General features: G+C 73.9%; 17 protein-coding genes. 13 read left to right on the top strand and 4 right to left on the bottom strand.

What is annotated here, in order from left to right; genetic code table 11:
* Positions 1-7: 7 nt before the first annotated feature.
* Positions 8-2,308: a hypothetical protein gene (locus ACO229_RS13085; RefSeq protein ID WP_423465188.1), complete on the bottom strand. Its 2,301-nt coding sequence runs from the start codon at positions 2,306-2,308 to the stop codon at positions 8-10.
* A 139-nt stretch (positions 2,309-2,447) separates the two neighbouring features.
* On the opposite strand from ACO229_RS13085, the gene ACO229_RS13080 reads away from it, so the two are divergent.
* The 3 genes from ACO229_RS13080 (at position 2,448) to ACO229_RS13070 (ending at position 5,972) form a co-directional block, all read left to right on the top strand.
* A complete protein-coding gene (locus ACO229_RS13080; RefSeq protein WP_397433141.1) occupies positions 2,448-3,770 on the top strand; it encodes a M50 family metallopeptidase in 1,323 nt (440 codons plus the stop codon).
* 72 nt (positions 3,771-3,842) lie between these two features.
* Positions 3,843-4,985, top strand: a complete 1,143-nt coding sequence (gene ispG / locus ACO229_RS13075) for a flavodoxin-dependent (E)-4-hydroxy-3-methylbut-2-enyl-diphosphate synthase (protein ID WP_397416307.1) — start codon at positions 3,843-3,845, stop codon at positions 4,983-4,985.
* A gap of 36 nt (positions 4,986-5,021) precedes the next feature.
* Positions 5,022-5,972: a GNAT family N-acetyltransferase gene (locus ACO229_RS13070; RefSeq protein WP_397416037.1), complete on the top strand. Its 951-nt coding sequence runs from the start codon at positions 5,022-5,024 to the stop codon at positions 5,970-5,972.
* Between the two features lie 4 nt (positions 5,973-5,976).
* Here ACO229_RS13070 and ACO229_RS13065 read toward each other — a convergent pair whose 3' ends face one another.
* Both ACO229_RS13065 and ACO229_RS13060 read right to left on the bottom strand, forming a co-directional pair.
* Positions 5,977-6,528: a putative glycolipid-binding domain-containing protein gene (locus tag ACO229_RS13065; protein WP_423465187.1), complete on the bottom strand. Its 552-nt coding sequence runs from the start codon at positions 6,526-6,528 to the stop codon at positions 5,977-5,979.
* On the bottom strand, positions 6,525-7,436 hold the full coding sequence (locus tag ACO229_RS13060; RefSeq protein ID WP_423465186.1) for an Fpg/Nei family DNA glycosylase: 912 nt from the start codon (positions 7,434-7,436) through the stop codon (positions 6,525-6,527). Before ACO229_RS13060 ends, ACO229_RS13065 begins: the two co-directional genes overlap by 4 nt.
* Before the next feature lie 786 nt (positions 7,437-8,222).
* On the opposite strand from ACO229_RS13060, the gene ACO229_RS13055 reads away from it, so the two are divergent.
* Positions 8,223-10,049, top strand: a complete 1,827-nt coding sequence (locus tag ACO229_RS13055) for a proline--tRNA ligase (RefSeq protein WP_423465185.1) — start codon at positions 8,223-8,225, stop codon at positions 10,047-10,049.
* Positions 10,050-10,176: 127 nt separating this feature from the next.
* Here ACO229_RS13055 and ACO229_RS13050 read toward each other — a convergent pair whose 3' ends face one another.
* Positions 10,177-11,145, bottom strand: coding sequence for a DUF4439 domain-containing protein (locus ACO229_RS13050; protein WP_397416029.1), 969 nt, complete (start codon positions 11,143-11,145; stop codon positions 10,177-10,179).
* Positions 11,146-11,458: 313 nt separating this feature from the next.
* Between ACO229_RS13050 and rimP the strand changes: the two genes are divergently transcribed.
* From rimP to ACO229_RS13005, 9 genes are all read left to right on the top strand, one after another.
* Positions 11,459-12,052 (top strand): ribosome maturation factor RimP, encoded by a 594-nt coding sequence (rimP, locus tag ACO229_RS13045; RefSeq protein ID WP_397416026.1) that lies wholly within the window; start codon positions 11,459-11,461, stop codon positions 12,050-12,052.
* 1 nt (position 12,053) lies between these two features.
* The gene (nusA, locus tag ACO229_RS13040) at positions 12,054-13,103 is read left to right on the top strand and encodes a transcription termination factor NusA (RefSeq protein WP_397433148.1); all 1,050 of its coding nucleotides are present in this window, start codon (positions 12,054-12,056) and stop codon (positions 13,101-13,103) included.
* Between the two features lie 6 nt (positions 13,104-13,109).
* On the top strand, positions 13,110-13,469 hold the full coding sequence (locus ACO229_RS13035; RefSeq protein WP_397416022.1) for a YlxR family protein: 360 nt from the start codon (positions 13,110-13,112) through the stop codon (positions 13,467-13,469).
* A 177-nt stretch (positions 13,470-13,646) separates the two neighbouring features.
* A complete protein-coding gene (gene infB, locus ACO229_RS13030) occupies positions 13,647-16,598 on the top strand; it encodes a translation initiation factor IF-2 (protein WP_423465184.1) in 2,952 nt (983 codons plus the stop codon).
* 92 nt (positions 16,599-16,690) lie between these two features.
* Positions 16,691-17,128 carry a 30S ribosome-binding factor RbfA gene (gene rbfA / locus ACO229_RS13025; RefSeq protein ID WP_397416018.1) on the top strand — a complete coding sequence of 146 codons (438 nt, stop codon included), beginning with the start codon at positions 16,691-16,693 and terminating at the stop codon, positions 17,126-17,128.
* Positions 17,129-17,198: 70 nt separating this feature from the next.
* Positions 17,199-18,281 carry a tRNA pseudouridine(55) synthase TruB gene (gene truB / locus ACO229_RS13020; RefSeq protein WP_423465183.1) on the top strand — a complete coding sequence of 361 codons (1,083 nt, stop codon included), beginning with the start codon at positions 17,199-17,201 and terminating at the stop codon, positions 18,279-18,281.
* Positions 18,282-18,415: 134 nt separating this feature from the next.
* A complete protein-coding gene (locus ACO229_RS13015; RefSeq protein ID WP_423465182.1) occupies positions 18,416-19,411 on the top strand; it encodes a bifunctional riboflavin kinase/FAD synthetase in 996 nt (331 codons plus the stop codon).
* Between the two features lie 41 nt (positions 19,412-19,452).
* On the top strand, positions 19,453-20,133 hold the full coding sequence (locus ACO229_RS13010) for an ATP-binding cassette domain-containing protein (RefSeq protein WP_397433154.1): 681 nt from the start codon (positions 19,453-19,455) through the stop codon (positions 20,131-20,133).
* The gene (locus tag ACO229_RS13005; RefSeq protein WP_423465181.1) at positions 20,130-21,746 is read left to right on the top strand and encodes a DUF6297 family protein; all 1,617 of its coding nucleotides are present in this window, start codon (positions 20,130-20,132) and stop codon (positions 21,744-21,746) included. The genes ACO229_RS13010 and ACO229_RS13005 overlap by 4 nt, the downstream gene beginning before the upstream one ends.
* Positions 21,747-21,794 lie beyond the last annotated feature (48 nt).

Below are 21,794 nucleotides of genomic sequence, written 5' to 3'. Positions count from 1 at the left end.
CGAGGGGTCAGTGGCCGCGCGTCCAGTTGAAGACCGCCAGGCCCGTCACCAGCGCGCCCACGGTGACCAGGGCCGTGGCCGCGACCGCCTGGACGCCGTCGATCAGCGCCGCGTCCAGGGCCACCTGGACCGTCCCGATCAGCGCGTAGACGCCGGCGAACACCGTGATGGCCGACAGGGTGCCGTCCATGAGCCGGCGCCTGCTGCGCTCCCGCCTCGCCTCCTCGGCGCGCTCGCGGTCGCCGTGCAGGCGCTCGAGGGCGGCGAGCCGCGTGGCGATGGGTTCCTGGAGCAGCTCGCGCAGCCGTTCGGTGACCACCGCGGCCTGCTGCTCGAAGTGCGAGGCGTGCAGGAGCTGGTTGAGCATCCGGGACTCCAGGGCGGAGGCCAGGAACGTGGGTGAGGTGATGGTGGTCAGCGTGGTGCGCACCTCCGAGGCGAACTCGTGCAGGCGCAGCTGCTCGCGGGTCAGCCGTTCCTTGCGCTCGGCCAGGTCGGCGCCGTTGTTCACGTCGTGGTCGGCGAGCATGGCCGCGACGATCCGCAGGTGGTCGGCCAGCGTGGCGTTCCAGGCGCTGAACAGCCCGTTGAGGCTCGCGACGAACTCGGCCAGCGAGCCGTACTGGGAGATCTTGAAGTGCGCCGCGCCGACCAGCGCGACCGTCGTGGAGTTGGTGGTCACCGCCACGACGTCACCCAGGTGCCGCACGCCTTCCAGCAGCACCGGGTTGCGCTGGCGCAGGGTCCAGTCGCACAGCGTCGCGGTGCCGTACGAGACCGGCTGGAGCAGCACCTGCGAGCCGAACGCGGCGAGCAGCTCGTCACCCATCGCGACCGGCGTGCGGGCCGCCCGGGGTGCCGCGGGGCCGGTGCCGCGGCTGGCCTCGTAGACGGTGGTGACCACGTGCGCCCGTCCCTGGGCGATCTCGGTCCCCGTGCGGACCAGGTCCGCCGTGGCGCGCTGGAGCAGGTCGGCGAGGTCGAACAGGCGCTCGGGCGGCAGGGCGTCGCCGTGGTCGACGTCGAGCGGCGAGCCGTCCGGCGCGATCCACCGCACCCGGATGTCGGCGTGCAGGTTGGACAGCCGGAACCGGGCGTCGCGCACCTGCTGCGGCGACTGGTCGTGCGCCGAGTACCGGAACCGCACGTAGTGGTTGCCGAACTCGGTGAACCGCACGTCGCAGGTCAGCTCGGCGATGAGCGTGCCGTCGGGCTGCTCCAGCCGCACGTCGGGCATGGACAGCGAGGCCCCGCCGTACGGGCGGGCGGCACGGTCGACGCTCGCCCAGACGTCGTCCATCTTGAGGCGGGCGCGTGTCGCGACGGTCCGGACGCCCAGCAGCCAGGGGCGTTCGTCGCGGTCGGCGATGCCGCGGATCGCCGCGACGGCGGCGGCCGGGCTCACGTCCCGCAGCCCGAACGGGTAGATGTAGACGGTCTTGAGCCGGTCCAGCGTGAGCCACCGCGCGCCGAGGTTGCGGTGCAGCTCCGTCAGGTGCATCCGGTAGGAGCGCAGCTCGCTGGCCAGGATGTAGTTGAGGTGCCGGTCGGTCTCGGCGGCGCGCAGCCCGTCGAGCGCGGGGCCGAGGCGGTCGGGCCGGCCCGCCATCGCCTCGTCCGCGGCCACCGACGCCTCGGCGAGCGCGCGGAAGTAGCGGATCCGCGTCACGGCCTGCGGTACGAGCTCCCGGCGGAACGGGGACGCCGGGTCGGGGATGGCCCGGGCGGCGCGCAGCAGGTCCGCGCACCTCTGACCCGCCCGCGCGGCGGCCCCGGCGAGCCGGGGCAGGCTGCCCGCGCTGCGGGCGGCCGACGTGTGCATCTGCGTGATGAGCGTGCGCAGCAGCACGGCCACGGCGTCGCCCTCGGCCCGGCACACGGCGTCGGGGGCCTCGTCGCGGCACGTCTCCCAGGTCTCGACGAACGCGCGCAGCGGCACGATGATCCGGCCGTGCCGGAACGTGTACTGCAGCGCGTCGCTGGCCTGCGACCACAGGTAGAGGCCGAGGAGCGCGGCACCGCGCGGCAGGCCGGCGACGGCCCGCAGGGCGGCGGCGGTCTGCGGGCCGCGCGGGTCGCCGGGCAGCGGGTGGCGCCGGTTGGGCGCCTCGCCGTCCTCGCCCATGTTCCAGCGGGACGCCGCCCAGATCGCGCTGACGTCGACCCCGGCCTCGCGCAGGTGCCGGGCCACCCGGGAGTCGCCGTCCGGACCCGACCACGCCTCGGTCTGGAAGACGGCGGCGAGGCTGTCGGCGAGCGCCGCGGGACCGTGGGTGTGCTCGACCTCGGGTACGGACGAAACAGACATGCCGTCAGGTTAATGATCGGTAACCGAAGTTTCAAGGAATTGTCATGGAACGGGAGCGGCGTGAACGTCGCGTGGCCGAGCCGAGGGGAGCCGTGCGCTGCCTTCCGGGCTGTCGGACAGGTGCCGTAGTCTCGGTGCCGTGAGCATCGTTCCGCACATCGTTGGTGTGCTCGTCCTCCTGCTCGGCGTCGTCGTCTCGGTGGGGCTGCACGAGCTGGGGCACATGGTCCCGGCCAAGAAGTTCGGCGTCCGGGTGAGCCAGTACTTCGTGGGCTTCGGGCCCACGCTCTGGTCGCGGACCAAGGGGGAGACGGAGTACGGGATCAAGGCGATCCCGCTCGGCGGGTTCGTGCGGCTGGTCGGCATGATGCCCCCGGCCCCGGAGGGTGCGCGGCGCGGCAAGGGCTTCTGGAGCGACCTGGTGGCGGACGCGCGGGACGCCTCGGTGGCCGAGGTGCGGCCCGGTGAGGAGCACCGCGCCTTCTACAACCTGTCGACGCCCAAGAAGCTCGTGGTGATGTTCGGCGGGCCGTTCATGAACCTCGTGATCGCGACGGTGCTGATGGCCGTCATCCTCATCGGGTACGGACTGCCCGCCGTCTCCACCACGGTCGCCCAGCTCTCGGAGTGCGTGCCGGCCTCCGTCACCTCCACCGCCTCGGGCGACGACTGCGAGGGGCAGCCCGCCGCACCCGCCGCGGCCGCGGGGCTGGAGCCCGGGGACGAGGTGGTCTCGTTCGGCGGCACCGAGGTGCACGGCTGGCAGCAGCTCGTCGGCCTCATCAACGACTCCGCCGGGCGCGAGTCCGAGATCGTGGTGCTGCGCGACGGCGAACGCGTCGCCCTGGAGGTCACCCCGGCCCGTACCGACCGCCCCGTCGTGGACGAGGAGGGCGCCCCCGTCCTGGATGCTGCGGGGGAGCCCGTCGTCCGCCCCGGCGGTTTCGTGGGCTTCTCACCGCTCCAGGTGCGCGAGCCCCAGCCCGTGTCGAGCGTGCTGCCGGCCGTCGCGGACCAGACCTGGCAGACGGCCACCATGGTCGCCACGCTGCCCGTCCGCGTGGCCGACGCTGCCACGCAGGCCTTCAGCGCCGAGGAACGCTCGCAGGACTCGGTGCAGTCGGTCGTCGGCGTCGCGCGGATCAGCGGCCAGATCATGGCCCTGGACGAGGCGATCCTCGACCGCGTGATGATCTACCTGAGCCTGCTCGCCAGCCTGAACATCGCGCTGTTCGTCTTCAACATGATCCCGCTGCTGCCGCTGGACGGCGGGCATCTGGTCAACGCCCTCTACGAGGGCGGCAAGCGCACGGTCGCCCGGGTGCGCGGCGCCGCCGTCCTGCCCGGCCCGGCCGACGTCGCCCGCATGACTCCCGTGGCCTACGTGGTCTTCCTCGTGCTGCTCGGGGTGGGCGGCATCCTCATCGTGGCCGACCTGGTGGATCCGGTGCGGATCACGTGACGCCGAGCACGATGTGCGTTTTGACCCTTCCGAAGAGTGGATACTGAGTCCGTGACCGCAATCAGCCTCGGCATGCCAGCAGCACCCCCGCCGGTCCTCGCCCCCCGCCGCAAGACCCGCAAGATCAAGGTGGGCAAGGTCGAGGTGGGTGGTGACGCACCCATCAGCGTGCAGTCCATGACCACCACGCCCACCACCGACATCAACGCGACCCTCCAGCAGATCGCGGAGCTCACGACGGCCGGCTGCGACATCGTCCGCGTCGCCGTCCCGAGCGCCGACGACGCGGAGGCGCTGCCGATCATCGCCAAGAAGTCGCAGATCCCCGTGATCGCGGACATCCACTTCCAGCCCAAGTACGTGTACGCCGCGATCGACGCCGGCTGCGCCGCCGTCCGCGTGAACCCGGGCAACATCCGCAAGTTCGACGACCAGGTCAAGCAGATCGCGCAGGCCGCCAAGGACGCGGGCGTGTCGCTCCGCATCGGCGTCAACGCGGGCTCGCTCGACAAGCGCCTCCTGGAGAAGTACGGCAAGCCCACCCCCGAGGCCCTGGTGGAGTCGGCCGTGTGGGAGGCCAGCCTCTTCGAGGAGCACGACTTCCACGACTTCAAGATCTCGGTCAAGCACAACGACCCCGTGGTCATGGTCCGCGCCTACGAGCTGCTCTCCGAGCGCGGCGACTGGCCCCTGCACCTCGGCGTCACCGAGGCGGGCCCCGCGTTCCAGGGCACCATCAAGTCGGCCACCGCGTTCGGCGCCCTGCTCAGCAAGGGCATCGGCGACACGATCCGCGTCTCCCTCTCGGCCCCGCCGGTCGAGGAGGTCAAGGTCGGCAACCAGATCCTGCAGGCGCTGAACCTGCGCCCGCGCAAGCTCGAGATCGTCTCCTGCCCGTCCTGCGGCCGGGCCCAGGTGGACGTCTACACGCTGGCCGAGAAGGTCACCGCCGGCCTGGAGGGCATGACCGTCCCGCTGCGCGTCGCCGTCATGGGCTGCGTCGTCAACGGCCCGGGCGAGGCCCGCGAGGCCGACCTCGGTGTGGCCTCCGGCAACGGCAAGGGGCAGATCTTCGTCAAGGGCGAGGTCATCAAGACCGTCCCCGAGGCGATGATCGTCGAGACGCTCATCGAAGAGGCGATGCGGATCGCGGATGAGATGCCGACGCCGGAGAATGAAGCACAGGCCGGTTCGCCGGTCGTCTCGGTCGGCTGATCGCCACCCGGGAACCTGAGTCGAACGGAGCAGGACATGGCCCGCTGGCGCACCCCGGTTCCGGCCGGGGCGCGCCCGGACGGGCCCGCTCGCCCCGGTGACCTCGCCCGGCGCGAGCGGCGGGACACCGCGCGCTCGCTGACGCGTGAGGACCTGACGCAGGCGCTCGCCGTCTGCGCCGTCGACCCCGTTGCGTCGGTGCTCGCCGCCGCCCGGCTGGAGATCGCGCTCCGCTCGGGGTTCGGCGCGGCGGCGGGCCAGGCGTGGGGCTTTCCCGACGCCGGCCCGCTGGAGGCCGTCTGCTGGGCCGGCGCCAACCTGGTGCCGGTGGTCCCGATCACCGATCCCGAGCGGCGCGCCCAGGCGGTGGCCGCGTTCGCCGACGTCGCGCGCGTGCACGGGCGCCGCTCCTCGTCGATCGTGGGGGAGCAGTGGGCCGCGCTCACGCTCTGGGAGCACCTGTCGCCGCACTGGCCGCCGGCGCGTGACGTGCGGGCCGACCAGCCGTCCATGGCCATCGGCACGGCGCCCGCGCTGCCGCCCGAGCCCACCGTCCGCCGGTCGGTGCCCACGGAGCTGGGCCTCGTGCTGCCGGCCTGCGTCCGTATGTTCACCGAGGAGGTCGGCTACTCGCCGGTCGCCTCGGGCGGCTCCGCCTACGCGGAGCGCGTGCGGTCGCTCATCACGGAGGGCCGCTCGTTCGTCCGCATGGTGCCCGACGTCGGCGGCCGCCCCGCCATCGCCTTCAAGGCCGAGCTCGGCGCGGTGGCCGGCGGCGTCGCGCAGGTGCAGGGGGTGTGGGTCGAGCCGGCGTTCCGCGGCCGGGGCTGGTCGGAGTCGGGCATGGCCGCCGTGGTCGAGGCCACCCGCGCCACCGTGGCCCCGGTGGTGTCGCTGTACGTGAACGCCTACAACGAGCGGGCCGTGGCGGCTTACCGGCGCGTGGGCTTCGAGCAGGTGGGCACGTTCGCCACGGTCCTGTTCTGACCCGTCAGGCCTGCGGCTCCACCCGCTCGAACAGGTGCTCGTAACGCACCACCAGCCCGGCGTCGTCCACCGTCAGGTCCGCCTCGGACCCCCGGGACAGGCCGAGGTCCACGTACCGCACCCGGCCCGGCCCCGCGGCGTCGTAGCGCTGCCTGGAGCGGGTGACGGTCAGCGCCGGCCCGTCGATGTACGCGGTGTCCAGGACCAGGCTCGGAGCGGCACCCATCCGCCGGACCGGCAGTGTGTTGCAGAAGGGCGTGACCGACAGGTCGGGCTCCTCGGCACCGTCCAGGTCGGGGCGGGGCTCGCCGTCGACCAGCCAGCCGGACCCCGCCCGCTCCAGCACGAGCGCGGCCCGGGTCCCTCGTGCCCAGACCTCGGTCTCGACGCGTCGCGCGCTCCAGCCGGGGTCGAGCCACCAGCGGTGGTCGAGCCGGAACCCGCCGTCCTCCACGCAGATGACGGACCCTGACGCGGTCACGCCGCCGGGGCCGGCGGTGAGCTCCAGGCGCTCCAGCCCCACGACGTCGGTCCGGCGCCAGTAGACGACGGTCACCGCAGCAGCTTCGACATCCGCCGGTCGGCCAGCGGCTTGCCGCCCGTCTGGCACGTGGGGCAGTACTGCATCGACCGGTCCGCGAACGACACCTCGTGCACCGTGTCGCCGCACGGCACACCGTTCCACCCGGGGCACGGCTGGCCGGTACGGCCGTGCACGCGCATCCCGGCCCGCTTCGCGTCCTTGAGCTCCTTGGCCGGCTTGCCCGACGCCGCCGCGATCGCCTCCCGGAGCACGTCGCCGACGGCCTGGTGCAGCCGGGCAGTCTCCTCCGGGGTGAACGACCCGGTGAGCTTGTAGGGGCTGAACCGGCTCACGAGCAGGATCTCGTCGCTGTAGGCGTTGCCGATGCCCGCGATGGCCCGCTGATCGCGCAGCAAGCCCTTGACCTGCTGGTTCCTCGCGGCGAGCAGCCCTGCCAGCACCTCGGTCGTGAAGGCGGGGTCCAGCGGTTCGGCACCGAGGGAGGCGACCATCTCGATCTCGGCCGGGTCGTGCACCACGTGCACGGCCAGGCGCTTGCGGGTGCCCGCCTCGGTGAGGTCGAACCCCGACCCGTCGTCGAGCCGTACCCGCAGCGCGAGCACGGCGCCCCGGCTGGAACCGCCCAGCGAGGGCCGCACGGGCTTGTCCGGCAGGGCGTCCGACCAGCGCACCCACCCGCCCCGCGAGAGGTGGAAGACCAGGTGCAGCGGCTCGCCGTCGGGCAGCGTGGTGACGACGACGTCGAGCCACTTGCCGTGCCGGGCCACACCGCTCACCGTGCCGCCCGCGAGCGCGTCGGGCGACGGGCTGAACGTCTTGAGCGCCGCGATCGAGCCCACCTCGACCGAGCGGACCGTGTGCCCGGAGGTGCGCTCGCGCAGGAAGTCCGCGAGCGCGGCGACCTCGGGCAGCTCAGGCATGCGCCCATCCTCCGAGAGTTCGGCGGATGCGGCAAGGGAGGAGCTGGGGTGGGGAGGGGCGGGGGTGTGAGGTGGCAGGGGGAGGTGGGAGTGGGGGCAGGTGTGAGGTGGCGGGGGGAGGTGGGAGTGGGGGCAGGTGGGAGAGGGGCGGGTGGGAGGTGGGTGAGGGGAGAGTGGCGGTGGGCGGGTGGGCGGTGGGCGGTGGGTGAGGGGAGAGGGGCAGGCGGCAGGTGGGTGAGGGGCAGGCAGCGGTGGGAGGTGGCGGGGCGGTGGGTGGGAGGTGACAGGGGGAAGTGGCAGGTGGGCAGAGGAGGGGCGGCGGTCCTGGGTTCGGTCTCTTGCAGGTCGCACGGCTTTGTCTTCGGTCGGTTGCCCCGAGATCGGTCACTCGATCGACCGATCTCGGCGCAACCGACCGAACTCTCGTCCCGTTCGGGTGCGGCTGACCGAACTCTCGTCCCGTTCGGGTGCGGCTGACCGAACTCTCGTCCCGTTCGGGTGCGGCTGGCCGAACTCTCGTCCTGTCCGGCTGCAGCTGGCCGAACTCTCGTCCTGTCCGGGTGCAGCTGGCCGAACTCTCGTCCTGTCCGGCTGCAGCTGACCGCCCACTCGTCCCGTCCGGCCGCATCCGACCGCCCACTCGCCCCGACCGGCCACATCCGACCGACCACCCGCCCCTCCCGGCTGCAGCTGACCGAACACCCACCCCCCGCCCTCCCGCCGGACACCGCCGGCGCCACGTATTCCAGGAGAACCGCAAGCCTCCGCGCGGATAGGCTGTGCCCCATGTCTTCCGCACGCCTCACTCAGGGCGACGTGCTGCGCATGTCGTCCCTCTTCGTCCGTACCCTGCGCGAGGACCCGGCCGAGGCCGAGGTCGCCAGCCACAAGCTCCTCGTGCGGGCCGGGTACATCCGCCGGGCCGCCCCGGGCATCTACTCGTGGCTGCCGCTGGGCCTGCGGGTGCTGGCCAAGATCGAGGCGATCGTCCGCGAGGAGATGGTCGCGATCGGCGGCCAGGAGGTGCACTTCCCGGCGCTGCTGCCGCGGGAGCCCTACGAGGCCACGGGTCGCTGGGAGGAGTACGGCGCCGGCCTGTTCCGGCTCAAGGACCGCAAGGACGCCGACTACCTGCTCGCGCCCACGCACGAGGAGATGTTCGCGCTCCTGGTCAAGGACCTGTACTCGTCGTACAAGGACTTGCCGGTCACGCTGTTCCAGATCCAGACCAAGTACCGCGACGAGGCGCGTCCCCGCGCGGGCCTGATCCGCGGGCGCGAGTTCATCATGAAGGACTCGTACTCGTTCGACGTCAAGGACGAGGGCCTCGAGGTCAGCTACCAGAAGCACCGCGAGGCGTACGAGAAGATCTTCACGCGCCTCGGCCTGGACTACGTGATCGTGTCCGCGATGTCGGGTGCCATGGGCGGCTCCCGCTCCGAGGAGTTCCTCTCGCCCTCGCCCATCGGCGAGGACACGTTCGTGCGCTCGCCCGGCGGGTACGCCGCCAACGTGGAGGCCGTGGTCACCCCGGTCCCCGAGGCGGTCCCGTACGACGACGCCCCCGCGGCCCACGTCGAGGACACCCCGGACACCCCGACCATCGCCACGCTGGTCGAGGTCGCCAACGCGAAGTTCCCGCGCCCCGACCGGCCCTGGACCGCCGCCGACACGCTCAAGAACGTGGTGCTGGCGCTCAACCAGCCCGACGGCACCCGTGAGCTGGTCGTCGTCGGCCTGCCCGGTGACCGCGAGGTCGACCTCAAGCGCATCGAGGCGGCGCTGACGCCGGCCGAGCCCGAGGCCGCCACCGAGGAGGACTTCAAGAAGTTCCCGCAGCTCGTCAAGGGCTACATCGGCCCGCAGGTGCTCGGACCCCAGGGCGAGCAGGTCGAGGGAGCCGACGGCGAGAAGATCCCCGCGATCCGGTACCTGCTCGACCCCCGCGTGGTGTCCGGCACCCGCTGGATCACCGGCGCCAACGAGCCCGGCAAGCACGTGTTCGACCTCGTGGCCGGCCGTGACTTCACCGCGGACGGCACCGTCGAGGCCGCCGAGGTGCGCCCCGGCGACCCGGCCCCCGACGGCTCCGGCCCGCTGGAGCTCGCGCGCGGCATCGAGATGGGCCACATCTTCCAGCTCGGCCGCAAGTACGCCGAGGCCCTGGGCCTCGTGGTGCTCGACGAGAACGGCAAGCAGGCCGTCGTGACCATGGGCTCCTACGGGGTGGGCGTCACGCGGGCGCTCGCGGCGCTCGCCGAGGCGAACCACGACGACAAGGGCCTGGCCTGGCCGGCTCACGTGGCGCCGGTGCACGTGCACCTGGTGGCGGCGGGCAAGGACGCCGAGGTGTTCGACGCTGCCGCGACGCTCGCCGACGACCTGGCCGCACGCGGCGTCGAGGTGCTCTACGACGACCGGACCGGCAAGGTGTCGCCGGGCGTGAAGTTCAAGGACGCCGAGCTGCTCGGCGCCCCGCTCGTGGTCACGGTGGGCAAGGGCCTGGCCGACGGCGTGGTCGAGGTGCGGCCGCGCGCCGGCGAGGCGGAGCAGCTTCCCGTGGGCGAGGCCGCGGACGCGGTGGCGGCCCGGGTGGCGGCGCTCCTGGCGTGACCACCGGCGCCAGGCCACCGGCCTCGGCCTGACCGGGCCATCGCCTCGGCCAGGCCGCCGACCTGGCCGGGCCATCGCCTCGGCACCGCCTGGCCGTGCGCGGGCAACCGCCCACGGCCAGGCGCCGTCAGGCCTGCTCCGGAAGCCCCGGGAAGGGCACCGCCGCGGCGCCCCACCGGCCGGCGGCCAGGGCGGCGTCCGTGAGGAGCGAGACCAGCACGGTGCGTGTGCCGGGCTCGGCGAGGCCCACCAGGGACGCGTAGTTCTGGGCCAGGTCGTTCTCGAGGTCGCGGGCGAGGTCCTGCGTCGGGGTGTCGCCCCGGGGAACCGTGTAGGCGACCCGGCGCGGGTCCTGGTCCGTGCCGTCGACGCCGGCCACCAGGGCCCAGGCCTGCGCCCGCGCACGGTGCGCCCGGGCGCGGTCGGCGGCCCGGGTCCGCACGTCGCCCTCGGCCTGCGCGGCTCGCACCTCCAGGGCGTAGCCGGCGGTGTCCTCGGCGAGCACCAGGGCGCTCAGGTCCTCGGCGGACAGCCCGGTCGGCACCACGGGCGCGTCCTGGACGGATGCGGCGGCGGGGGTGGCCGCGGTCTCGTCACCCTCGCTGGGGTCGGCGCTGGGCGCGGTGGGTTCGGGGATCGTCGTCGGCGGAAGGTCGGGGGCCTGCGCTCCCGTCAGCCGCGCGAGGTCCGTCGCGTACCGCGTCTGCGCCGCGGAGACCGATCCGAGCAGCCGGCCGAGCGGCCCGAGCTGGACCTGGTTCGCCGCGGCGCGCGTGCGGGTCGCGGCGTCGACCAGGGAGGTGAGGACGGCGGCGGGGGTGTGGTCCGGCGTGGTCGCCGACGGGGAGGAGGCGGACCGGTCGGTCACGATGTCGTCCAGGCCCGAGTCGTACTCGCCGCCGAGCTGCTCCGCCTGTTCGGTGGTGGCCGTCGCGATCCGCTCCAGCTCGGCCGCGACGTCGGCGTCGACCCCCTGGGTGCCGGCGGCAGCCTCGGCCTGCTCCGCCACGAGCAGGGCGTCGGCCACGGCGGTGCGGCGGACCACCTCGGCCGCGTCGGGCACCGGCTCGGTCGGCGGGGGCGTCTCCAGACGCACCCCGCAACCTGAGAGAATGATCGCGCAGGTCAGGACCAGCGCGGTCAGGCCTGACCGGCGTCGCGTACGGGACCTGGGGCCGTTGGGGTTCATCGTGGCCGATGATGCCACGTTCCCCAGGCCGGTTCGTGCGCTGACCCGGGCCGTGCCGGTTGCGGTCGGGTCACGGACGTCACGTCCCGCGCGAGGTGCCGTGCCCCGGCGCTTCGTTAGGCTGGACACAGGCAGCAAGCACAGACGACAACAGCACATCGGTCGAACCGTTCCGGCTCGAACCGTGCCCCCGCACGGGGGAGCCGACGGGAGGCAGGCGATGACACAGCAGGCGGAAGCGGTCCGCGAGGTGGTGCGGCCGGCGGTCGAGGCCGCGGGTCTGTACCTGGAAGAGGTGACCACCACACGGGCGGGCAGCAGGTCGGTCGTGCGGATCACCGTGGACCTGCCGGAGGACGCGGTGGGCAGCCTCGACTCCGACGCCCTCGGCGACGTGTCGCGGGCCGTGTCGGCGGCCCTGGACGTGGACGACGTCGTCGCCGGTGCGTACACGCTTGAGATCTCGACGCCGGGTACCAGCCGGCCCCTGACCGAGCTGCGGCACTTCAAGCGGGCCCGCACCCGGCTGGTGACGCTCAAGCTGGCGGACGGCGGCCGCGCCGAGGGCCGGCTGACCGACGTGCTCGCCGACGGCGCCACGGCGGTCCTCGTGCTCGACGACGACCGGCGGATCGACCTCGCCGACGTGGTCCGCGGCAAGGTCGAGGTCGAGCTCAAGCGGCTCGACGACGTCCAGGATGCCGAGGGCACCGAACTGGGCGAGAGTGCAGGTGAAGACACCGACGACGACGTCGACGGTGCTGGTTTCGACGACGCGACCGCGGGGTACCCCGGCCGCAACGAGGAAGGCTGACATGGACATCGACATGACCACCCTGCGGATGCTGGAGCGCGAGAGGGATCTCAGCCTGGACGTCCTCGTCGCGGCCATCGAGCAGGCACTCCTCTCGGCCTACCACCGCACCCCTGACGCCTACAGCCGGGCCCGGGTCGAGCTGGACCGCTCGTCCGGCCACGTCACGGTCTGGGCGCGCGAGGAGCTGCCCGTCGAGCCCGACCCCGACGACCCCGACGCGCGCCCCACCGTGGAGTTCGGCCCCGAGTTCGACCACACCCCGCAGGACTTCGGCCGGATCGCCACGGCCACGGCCCGCCAGGTCATCGTGCAGCGTCTGCGCGACGCCGAGGACGACCAGGTGCTCGGCACCTTCCGCGGCAAGGAGGGCGAGGTGCTGGCCGGCGTCATCCAGCAGGGCCGTGACCCGCGCGTCGTGCTCGTGGACGTCGGTGGTACCGAGGCCGTGCTCCCGCCGCACGAGCAGGTGCCGACCGAGGAGTACGTGCACGGCGAGCGCCTGCGCGCCTACGTGGTCGAGGTCAGCCGCGGAATGAAGGGCGCCCAGATCACGTTGAGCCGTACGCACCCGAACCTGGTGCGCAAGCTCTTCGAGCTCGAGGTCCCGGAGATCGCGGACGGCTCGGTGGAGATCACGGCCATCGCCCGCGAGGCGGGCCACCGCACCAAGATGGCGGTCCGGTCCCGGGTGGCCGGGCTGAACGCCAAGGGTGCCTGCATCGGTCCGATGGGTGCTCGCGTGCGCGCCGTGATGGCGGAGCTGCACGGCGAGAAGATCGACATCGTCGACCACAGCGACGACCCGGCCGCGTTCGTGGCCAGCGCCCTGTCGCCGGCCCGTGTGTCGTCGGTCACAGTCGTCGACGCGGACGCCCGCGCCGCGCGGGCCGTGGTGCCGGACTACCAGCTCTCCCTCGCCATCGGCAAGGAGGGGCAGAACGCGCGCCTCGCCGCGAAGCTGACGGGCTGGCGCATCGACATCCGGTCGGACGAGGCGACCGACTCCGGCGCAGGTGGGGCCCCCGCCGACACGCAGAGGGGTCGGTAACGCCAGGTGGGACGGCGCGGTAGACTGTCCGAGTCTGGGCCACGCGCCCGTCTTTCGACCTCCCCCGTGCCTGATCCGGGACCACCCGTCCAGGGTCCGGTGCGAACGTGTGTCGGATGCCGGGGGCGCGACCAGCGGTCTGCACTCCTGCGTCTGGTGCCGGACCCTTCGATGCACGGTGATGCGGTGGCAGGTCCACGGCACGTCGTCGTCGATGTCCGGGCCTGCCTGCCGGGTCGCGGCGCCTGGGTTCACCCGGAGCCGCGGTGCCTGGAGCTCGCCGAGCGTCGTAGGGCCGTGTCCCGCGCACTGCGCGTCGACGGCCCCGTCGATCTGGCCGAGGTACGAGCACACCTCGGCCGGTGAGTGCGCCGGCCGCAAGACCGTCCCGACCGGGCGCCCCTGCGCGTCCGGCCGAACCTAGCGAATCGTCGACAAGGAAGCGGGTCAGAAGCCGATGGGCACCCGATGAGTCCCCAGCGATGAGTACCTGGTACTAATGGCGGTCCTCCCTGTCCCGGGATGGACCGAGACAGGAGAGATGTGGCTAAGATCCGCGTTCACGAGCTTGCAAAGCAGCTCGGAGTGGAGAGCAAGACCCTGATGGCCGAGCTGAAGGCCGCAGGCGAGTTCGTCCGTTCGGCCTCCTCGACCCTCGAGGCGCCGGTCGAGCGTGCGATGCGTGACAAGTTCCCGGCCGGTGGCGCTGCCGGCCCGTCCGACAAGGGCGCAGCGGCGAAGCCCGCACCCAGCGCACCCAAGCCCGCCGCGAAGCCCGCGGCGCAGAAGCCCGCCGCGCCTGCTCCGGCACCCGTGGCACCCCCGAAGGCCGAGGCCGCTCCGGCTCCGGCTCCCGCCAGCCCTGCGCCGGCCACCCCGGCCCCGGCTCCGGCTCCCGCCGCCGACGAGGCCCCGGCCGCGCCCGCGGCGTCGGCCAAGCCGTCGGCCGCACCCAAGCCGGGTGCGCCGAAGCCGGCCGCGGCCCCGCGGCCCGGTGCCCCGAAGCCGGGTGCCGCGCCCTCGGGCGCGCGTCCCGCGCGTGACGGTGGTCGTGGTCCGCGTCCGGGCGGCGACCGTCCGGGTGGCGGCACGCCGCGTCCGGGCAACAACCCGTTCGCGACGAGCCAGGGCATGCCCCGTCCCGGTGGCGGCCGCGGCCGTCCGGGCGCAGGTTCCGGTGACCGGCCTGCCGGTGGCAACCCGCGTCCGGGCAACAACCCGTTCGCGACGAGCCAGGGCATGCCCCGCCCGGGGCAGCGCCCCGAGCGTGCGGACGCGAGCGGCGAGCGCTCGGGCGGCCCCCGCCCCGGTGGTCCCCGTCCGTCGGCCCCTCGTCCCGGTGGTGGCGGCGGTCCGCGTCCGAACCCCGGCATGATGCCGGGCAAGACCTCGATGCCGCGTCCGGGTGACCGCCCGGCGCCGGGTGGCGGCCGTGGTCGCCCCGGTGGCGGCGGTCGTCCGGGTGGTGCCGGTGGTGGCGCCGGTGCCGGTGCCCCGGGTCGTCCCGGTGGCGGTGGCGGCTTCGGCGGCCCGCGTCGTGGTGCCGGTGGTCGCGGTGCGACCCAGGGTGCCTTCGGGCGCGCCGGCGGCAAGCCGGTCCGCGGACGCAAGTCGCGCCGGGCGAAGCGCCAGGAGTTCGAGGCGATGCAGGCCCCGTCGCTCGGCGGCGTGCAGGTTCCTCGCGGCAACGGCAGCACGGTCGTGCGCCTGCGCCACGGCGCCTCGCTGAACGACTTCGCGGACAAGATCGACGCGAACCCCGCGTCGCTCGTGACCGTCCTGTTCCACCTGGGCGAGATGGCCACGGCCACGCAGTCCCTGGACGAGGACACCTTCGGCACGCTGGCCGCCGAGCTCGGCTACGTGATCGAGATGGTCTCGGCCGAGGAGGAGGACCGCGAGCTGCTCGGCACCTTCGACATCGACCTGGAGGCCGAGGAGGCCGGGGAGTCCGACGACGACCTGGTCGCCCGTCCGCCGGTCGTGACCGTCATGGGTCACGTCGACCACGGTAAGACCAAGCTGCTGGACGCCATCCGCAAGTCGGACGTGGTGGCCGGCGAGCACGGCGGCATCACCCAGCACATCGGTGCCTACCAGATCACGCACGAGCACGAGGGCGTCGAGCGCGCCATCACGTTCATCGACACCCCGGGTCACGAGGCGTTCACCGCCATGCGTGCCCGTGGTGCGCAGGTCACGGACATCGCGATCCTCGTGGTCGCGGCCGACGACGGCGTGATGCCGCAGACGGTCGAGGCCGTGAACCACGCGCAGGCCGCCGGCGTGCCGATCGTGGTCGCCGTCAACAAGATCGACGTCGAGGGTGCCAACCCGGCGAAGGTCCGTCAGCAGCTCACCGAGTACAACCTGGTGGCCGAGGAGTACGGCGGCGACACCATGTTCGTCGACGTCGCGGCGAAGCCGGGCATCGGTATCGACGACCTCATCGAGGCCGTCCTGCTCACGGCGGACGCCTCGCTGGACCTGCGCGCCAACCCGACCAAGGACGCGCGCGGCGTCGCCATCGAGGCCAACCTCGACAAGGGCCGCGGTTCCGTGGCCACGGTGCTGGTCCAGTCCGGCACGCTGCACGTCGGTGACGCGATCGTCGCCGGTACGGCCCACGGCCGTGTCCGCGCGATGTTCGACGAGCACGGCAACTCGGTCGAGGCCGCGCTGCCGGCCCGTCCGGTGCAGGTGCTGGGCCTGACGAGCGTCCCGAGCGCCGGCGACACGTTCCTCGTGGCGCCGGACGACCGGACCGCTCGGCAGATCGCCGAGAAGCGCGAGGCGGCCGAGCGCGCCGCGACGCTGGCCAAGCGTCGCAAGCGGATCAGCCTCGAGGACTTCGACACCGAGCTCAAGAAGGGCAAGGTCGAGAGCCTCAACCTCATCCTCAAGGGCGACGTGTCCGGTGCCGTCGAGGCGCTGGAGGACGCGCTGCTCAAGATCGACGTGGGCGACGAGGTCGAGCTGCGTGTCATCCACCGCGGTGTCGGTGCGATCACGCAGAACGACGTCAACCTGGCCACCGTCGACAGCGCCGTGATCATCGGCTTCAACGTGAAGTACGGCGAGCGCGTCGAGGAGCTGGCGGAGCGCGAGGGCGTGGACGTCAAGTTCTACTCGGTCATCTACCAGGCGATCGAGGACGTCGAGGCGGCCCTCAAGGGCATGCTCAAGCCGGAGTACGAGGAGGTCCAGCTCGGGACCGCGGAGATCCGTCAGGTCTTCCGCTCCTCGAAGTTCGGCAACATCGCCGGTTCGGTGGTCCGCTCGGGCACCATCCGCCGCAACGCCAAGGCGCGTGTGCTGCGGAACGGCACGGTGGTGGGGGACAACCTCACGATCGAGTCGCTGCGCCGCGAGAAGGACGACGTCACGGAGGTCCGCGAGGGCTTCGAGTGCGGTATCGGTCTCGGGTCGTTCAACGACGTGGTCGAGGGCGACACCATCGAGACGTTCGAGATGCGCGAGAAGCCGCGCGCCTGACGTTGATGGTTCATTGAGTGCGGGGTGTCTGCCCGGCCGGCTGGTCCGGTCCGTGCGGATACCCCGCACTCACGCTGAAAGGGAACAGACTCATGGTCGACAACCCGCGGGCACGCAAGCTCGCCGACCGCATCAAGGTGATCGTCGCGCAGATGATCGACACGCGGATCAAGGACCCGCGCCTCGGTTTCGTGACGGTCACGGACGTCCGGGTCACCGGAGACCTGCAGAACGCCTCGGTGTTCTACACGGTGTACGGCTCGGACGAGGACCGGGCGGGCACGGCCGCGGCGCTGAAGAGCGCCACGGGCCTGATCCGCTCGGAGGTGGGCAAGCAGACGGGGATCCGCCTGACGCCCACCATCGAGTTCCACCTCGACTCGGTGCCCGAGACCGCCGCCACGCTCGACGCGGCGCTGATCGAGGCCCGCAAGCGGGACGCCGAGCTCGAGGCGCTGCGCGCCGGCGCCCAGTACGCCGGCGAGGCCGACCCGTACAAGAAGCCGCGCGAGGACGACGACGCGGAGTGACCCCGGGCCCCGCGCCCGCGGGTGACCCCGATGCCGTGCGCCACCCCTGAGCCGCGAGATACTGGTACCCATGATTTCTCCCACCCCGCAGGCGCAGACCCGTCGTCCGACGGCGGCCGACGGGTTCGTCGTCGTCGACAAGCCGCAGGGCTGGACCAGCCACGACGTCGTCGGGCGCATGCGGCGGCTCGCCGGGACGCGGAAGATCGGGCACGCGGGGACGCTGGACCCGATGGCGACCGGCGTGCTCGTGCTCGGTGTCGGCAAGGCGACCCGCCTGCTCACCTACGTGGTGGGCGCGGACAAGGACTACGACGCGACGATCCGGCTCGGCGTGGCCACGACGACGGACGACGCCGAGGGCACGGTCGCGGCCGTCGCCGGGCCGGAGGCGGTCGGGCGCGTGGAGCGGGCGGCGCTGGACGCCGCGGTCGCCGGGCTCACGGGCGACATCCTGCAGGTGCCGACGTCCGTGTCCGCGATCAAGGTGGACGGCAGGCGCGCCTACGCGCGCGTCCGGGCCGGGGAGGAGGTCACGCTTCAGGCGCGGCCGGTCACGGTGTCCCGGTTCGAGGTGCTGGACGTCCGCACGGCCACGACGGCGGTGCCCGACGGCGACCTCGCCGAAGTCTACGTGGACCCGGACGACGTTCCCCCGGGCGACGCCGCGCAGCCGGGCCGCGCGCCGACCGCCGCGGACCCCGGCGGCGTCCCGACGCGTGAGGTGCCCGTGATCGACGTGGACGTGCGTGTCACCGTCTCGTCGGGCACCTACGTGCGTGCCCTGGCCCGTGACCTCGGGGCCGCGCTCGGCACCGGCGGGCACCTGACCGCGCTGCGCCGCACCCGCGTGGGGGGCTACGACCTCACCGGTGCCCGCACGCTGGAGGAACTGGAGGCGCAGGCCGACGCCGACGGCACCCTGGCCACCCTCCCGCTGGCCGACGCCGCCCGCGGCACCTTCCCGGTCCGCCGGCTCGACGAGGTCGAGGTGCGGGCGCTGGGCTACGGGCAGTGGGTGGAGCCGTCCGGCCGGCCCGAGGTGGTGGCCGCGCTGTCGCCGTCGGGCACGCTGGTGGCGCTGCTGGAGGACACGCGCCGGCGCGGCGAGAACCTGGCCCGGCCCGTGCTGGTGCTCGCACCGGCCGACTGAGGCGACCGGGCGCCGCCGGGTGGTCCCGCGCACGGGGCACCGCCGGGCTCGGGCTACGCTTTTGACGTTCGGTGCGGGACGGCGCGATGCGACGCCCGCACCCCGCGCCACCTGATTCATGAGGAGCAACCCGCGTGCAGCTGTGGACGGACCTGGAGCAGGTTCCCCCGGGATTCGGGCCATCCGTGGTGACGATCGGCAACTTCGACGGCGTCCACCGCGGCCACCAGGCGGTGCTCGACCGCATCCTCCGGCTCGCCCGGGGTGACGGCGCGAGCGCCGTCGCCGTGACGTTCGAGCCGCACCCGTCGGCGGTGCACCGGCCCGAGTCGGCGCCCGAGCTCATCACGGGCCTGGAGGACCGCCTGGCGCTCATGGAGCGCACCGGCCTGGACGCCACGCTGCTGGTGCACTACACCCTCGACTTCGCCGCCCAGACGCCGGAGGAGTTCGTCTCCCGGTACCTCGTCGACGGCCTGCGGGCGCGGACGGTGGTGGTGGGGCACGACGTGCGCTTCGGCAAGCAGAACGCCGGCACGCTGGCCACCATGGTCGAGCTCGGCGGGCAGCACGGTTTCGAGGTGGTCGCCATCGAGGACGTGGGCGACTCGGCGGGCGACGGGCACCAGCGCTGGTCGTCGACGGCGGTGCGCGCGCTCCTCGCGGAGGGCGACGTCGGCCAGGCCGCCGACGTGCTCGGCCGCCCCCACCTCGTGCGCGGCACCGTGGTGCACGGCGACGCCCGGGGCCGGGAGCTGGGCTTCCCGACCGCGAACCTCGGCGACATCACGGGCCTCGTCCCCGCCGACGGCGTCTACGCCGGCTGGCTGCGTCGCGGCACGTCGGCGACGTGCGCGAGCCTGGCGACGCGCGCGGACGAGGGCGCCCGGGGGCAGGAGGAGATCCTGCCCGCCGCGATCTCCGTGGGCACCAACCCGACCTTCGACGGCGTCGAGCGCCGCGTGGAGGCGTACGTGCTCGACCGCACCGACCTGGACCTGTACGACCAGACCGTGGTGCTGGAGTTCGTGGCCCACCTGCGCCCCACGCTGCGGTTCGACGGCATCGAGCCGCTGATCGCCCAGATGAACGACGACGTGGCACGCTCCCGTGAGATCCTCCGGACCTGAGGTCGCGGAGACGTTTGCGGCGCTCGTACGTTGAGCCGGGCATGACGCTCCTCGAACTGTCCGACCTGGTGGTCGGGTACGGCGGCAACGCCGTCTGCCCGCCGGTCACGCTCACGGTGGCACCCGGCGACGTGGTCGCGGTGATCGGCACCAACGGCACCGGCAAGTCCACGCTCCTGCGCACCGTGCTCGGACTGCAGGAGCCCCTGAGCGGCACCGTCCGCGCCTTCGGGCGGGTCGTGGACGAGCGCGAGCGCGGCTTCCGGGCCCGGGTCGCGGGCGTGCTGGACGACGACGCGTTCTTCCCCGGCGTCACCGTCCGCGAGCACCTCGTGCTCACCGCACGCGGGCACGGCGTGCCGGACGCGGGGGCCGTCACCGACCAGGTGCTCGACCACGTCGGCATCGCCGCGCACGGCGGGGCCATGCCGCACACCCTCTCCTCGGGGCAGCGCCGCCGGTTCCTGCTGGCGAGCGCCCTGGTGCGCCCCCGCGACCTGCTGGTCCTGGACGAGCCCGAGCAGCGCCTCGACACCGCCATGCGCGCGCGCCTGGGCGACACGCTGCGCGCCGAGGCCGACGCCGGGACGGCGGTGCTGTACGCCACGCACGACGACCGGCTGCTGGCGGCCACGGGCGCCCGCGCGCTCCACCTGTCCGACGACGGCGCCGAGCTGCTCGACCCGGCCGAGGCGCCGGGCGTGCTGGCGGGCTTCCGGTGACGGGCGGGACGCCGGAGGCGGGCGGGGCACCGGACGCGGCGGCGGAGCCGGGCCCGGGTGAGGCGGTGGAGCCGGGCCCGGCCGGGGCGCCGGGGGCCGTCGGGCCGCTTCCGCGCCTCGCCGGCGACGACGCCGAACGACTGACCGGCGCCGAGCTGCGCCGTCTCACGGCGCGCGTGCGAGCCCACAACCTGCCGCCCGAGACCGGCCAGGTGGTGACGGACGTGGGCGAGGTGACCATCCTGCTCACGCTCGTCGCCCTGTACGTGTGGGGTTTCGGGGCACCCGTGCGCGAGCTGCTCGGCTCGGACGCGACGGGGTTCGGGCTCGGTCCCGGGCTGATCCAGGCGCTCGTCCTCGCGCTCGCCGTCGCCGCGGGGGCCGTGCTCGCGACGCGGCTCGGCCCGGCAGGGCTGCCGGCCGCGGGGGTGCGGTGGTGGCTGCCCACGCCCGCCGGGCGGACCGGCCTGGCATCGCCGTCGCTCGTCCGGACCGTGCTGGCCGGCACGGGTGCCGGCGTCGTGGCGGGCGGGCTGCCTGCGGCGTTCGTCGGCGTGAGCCCGGTGGGGATCCTGCTCGACGCCGCCTTCGGTGGCGGGCTCGGTCTCGTCGTCGTGACCGGCGCGGGCCTGCTCCAGGTGGCCGGGACCACGTCCGGCACGCGGCTCGGGCAGGTGCTGACCCTGCTGCTCGCCGCCGTGCCGGTGGCGGGGCTGGCCGGGGCCCTGTGGGTGCCCGGCTGGGCGGCCTGGACCGTGCCGTGGCCCGTGCCCGCGGCGCTGGCGCTCGTGGGCGGGGCGGCCCTCGCGGCCTGGCCGGCGGGGCTCGACCGGCTCCGCGCCGGTGACCTGCGGGCGCGGGCCTCGGCGGCCATGCAGGCCTCGGCGGCGCTGCTGTCGCTCGACAGCGGGGGCGTGAGCCGCGCGCTGCTGAGCTCCGGCCCGACGGCGTCGCGCGTCCTGGCCGGGGTGCCCCGGCTGGCGCGCGGACCCGTCAGCGCGGTGCTCGCCGCCGACGTCACGTTCCTGGCCCGTTCGTCCGCGGCGCTGGCGGGGCTGGTGGCTCTCGCGGCGACGGGCGCCGTCGCCGTCCAGGTGCCGTTGCTGGCCGACGGGATCGGGTTGTGGGCGGTCCTGGCAGTGCTGGGTTACGCGGGGGCCGTAGCGAGCGCCGTCGGCCCGCGGGCGGCGGGGGAGAACCCGCGCCTGGACGCGCTGGTCCCGCTCGGCGCCCGGGGCACCCGGGCGGTCCGCACGGTCTGGCCGACGGCGGGCGCCGCCGTGGTGCTGCTGGCGGTCGCCGTGGCGACCGGTGGCGGGGCGTGGGTCGCCACCGCGGTCCCGGCCGCCGTCGTGCTCGGCGCCGCCGCCGTGCGGACCGCCTACCGCGGGCCGGTGCCGTGGGACGTGCCGATGATCGCGACGCCGGCGGGCGCCCTGCCCACGGGGCTGGTGCTGCACCAGCTCAGGGGCCTGGACCTGACGGTGCTCGGTACCGTGCCGCTCGCCTGGGCGGCGGTTGCCGGGGCCGCCGCGCCGGCGGTGGTCGCGGCACAGGTGGTGTGCGCCGTCGGCGCGGTGCTGTGGGCCGCGCACGTCAAGCGCACGTCGTGACGCCTGCGCCGGGTGATTCGGCCCTGGCCGAACCCGGCACGCAGGCCG

Source organism: Promicromonospora sp. MS192, assembly GCF_049532985.1.
GTDB lineage: Bacteria > Actinomycetota > Actinomycetes > Actinomycetales > Cellulomonadaceae > Promicromonospora.
This window is presented reverse-complemented; position numbering and strand designations above follow the sequence as displayed.

Coding starts and splice junctions, on each gene's coding strand:
- ACO229_RS13085 (WP_423465188.1), bottom strand. CDS start 2,308: ATGTCTGTTTCGTCCGTACCCGAGGTCGAGCACACCCACGGTCCCGCG.
- ispG (WP_397416307.1), top strand. CDS start 3,843: ATGCCAGCAGCACCCCCGCCGGTCCTCGCCCCCCGCCGCAAGACCCGC.
- ACO229_RS13070 (WP_397416037.1), top strand. CDS start 5,022: ATGGCCCGCTGGCGCACCCCGGTTCCGGCCGGGGCGCGCCCGGACGGG.
- ACO229_RS13060 (WP_423465186.1), bottom strand. CDS start 7,436: ATGCCTGAGCTGCCCGAGGTCGCCGCGCTCGCGGACTTCCTGCGCGAG.
- ACO229_RS13055 (WP_423465185.1), top strand. CDS start 8,223: ATGTCTTCCGCACGCCTCACTCAGGGCGACGTGCTGCGCATGTCGTCC.
- rimP (WP_397416026.1), top strand. CDS start 11,459: ATGACACAGCAGGCGGAAGCGGTCCGCGAGGTGGTGCGGCCGGCGGTC.
- nusA (WP_397433148.1), top strand. CDS start 12,054: ATGGACATCGACATGACCACCCTGCGGATGCTGGAGCGCGAGAGGGAT.
- rbfA (WP_397416018.1), top strand. CDS start 16,691: ATGGTCGACAACCCGCGGGCACGCAAGCTCGCCGACCGCATCAAGGTG.
- truB (WP_423465183.1), top strand. CDS start 17,199: ATGATTTCTCCCACCCCGCAGGCGCAGACCCGTCGTCCGACGGCGGCC.
- ACO229_RS13010 (WP_397433154.1), top strand. CDS start 19,453: ATGACGCTCCTCGAACTGTCCGACCTGGTGGTCGGGTACGGCGGCAAC.